General features: G+C 73.9%; 3 protein-coding genes. 1 reads left to right on the top strand and 2 read right to left on the bottom strand.

The annotated features are described in order from the left end of the window. Both ACFFNX_RS51570 and ACFFNX_RS51565 read right to left on the bottom strand, forming a co-directional pair. Positions 1-232, bottom strand: a 232-nt coding sequence (locus ACFFNX_RS51570; RefSeq protein WP_378213838.1) for a sigma factor, incomplete at its 3' end; no start/stop codon positions are given. Beyond that, positions 229-564, bottom strand: a complete 336-nt coding sequence (locus ACFFNX_RS51565; protein ID WP_378213837.1) for a YciI family protein — start codon at positions 562-564, stop codon at positions 229-231. The genes ACFFNX_RS51570 and ACFFNX_RS51565, both read right to left, overlap by 4 nt. Between ACFFNX_RS51565 and ACFFNX_RS51560 the strand changes: the two genes are divergently transcribed. After that, positions 563-831 (top strand): hypothetical protein (locus tag ACFFNX_RS51560; protein ID WP_378213836.1); only part of this gene is annotated, 269 nt, incomplete at its 3' end. The two genes, ACFFNX_RS51565 and ACFFNX_RS51560, sit on opposite strands and share 2 nt — an antisense overlap.

The following is an 831-nucleotide window of genomic DNA, read 5'->3' as shown; positions in this document are numbered from 1 at the left end:
GCAAGCGGTCGGTCGCGCGGTTGCGGGCCGTGGTGGTGAGCCAGGCGCCCGGGCGGCGCGGTACGCCGTCGCGCGGCCAGGTCGCCAGCGCGGCGGCGAAGGCCTCCTGGGCACAGTCCTCGGCCAGGTCCCAGTCGCCCGTCGACCCGATCAGGGTCGCCACCACCTGGCCCCACTCGTCGCGGAACGCCGCGTCGACCGCCGCCCGGACCTGGTCGCCGGGCGTGGTCACTCCCAGACGGGACGGATCTCGACACCGCCCCAGCGCGCGTACGGGTGGCCCGAGGCGATCTCGATCGCCTCGTCCAGGTCCGCGCATTCGACGATCACGAAGCCGCCGACGAAGTCCTTGGTCTCGGCGAACGGCCCGTCCGAGACCAAGGTCTCACCGTCACGGACCCGTACCGTGGTCGCGTCCACCACCGGACGCAGCCGCGCGCCGACGAGCGCGCCGCCCCGCCGGTTCAGATCCGCCAGCCAGGCCTGGTGCACCGGATCGGCGTCGAGCTCCTCGTTGCTCGGCGAGACCGACTCGTCATCGCAGATAAGCAGCACATACTTCATGAGTCCGATTCTGACCGAAGATCCCGGGAGAGCCACGCCCGGAGCCCCTCGCCGCGCGGGTCGTCCACCAGGTTCCCTGCACCGTCGATGCGCATGGCGGCCCGGCGGCCGGTGCCGTAGCGGTCCCAGCCGGGGTCGCCGATGGCGGCGAAGGCTCCGCCACCCGCTGATCCGCTCCACGATCTACCACGCCGCGCCGTTCGGCGCCCGCGCGGAGGCCCACCGCTGGCCGGCCGACGCCCTGCGCGAGGTGCTGGACCGCCGCGC

It is taken from the genome of Actinoallomurus acaciae (assembly GCF_042429965.1).
GTDB classification, from domain to species: Bacteria; Actinomycetota; Actinomycetes; order Streptosporangiales; family Streptosporangiaceae; genus Actinoallomurus; species Actinoallomurus acaciae.
This window is presented reverse-complemented; position numbering and strand designations above follow the sequence as displayed.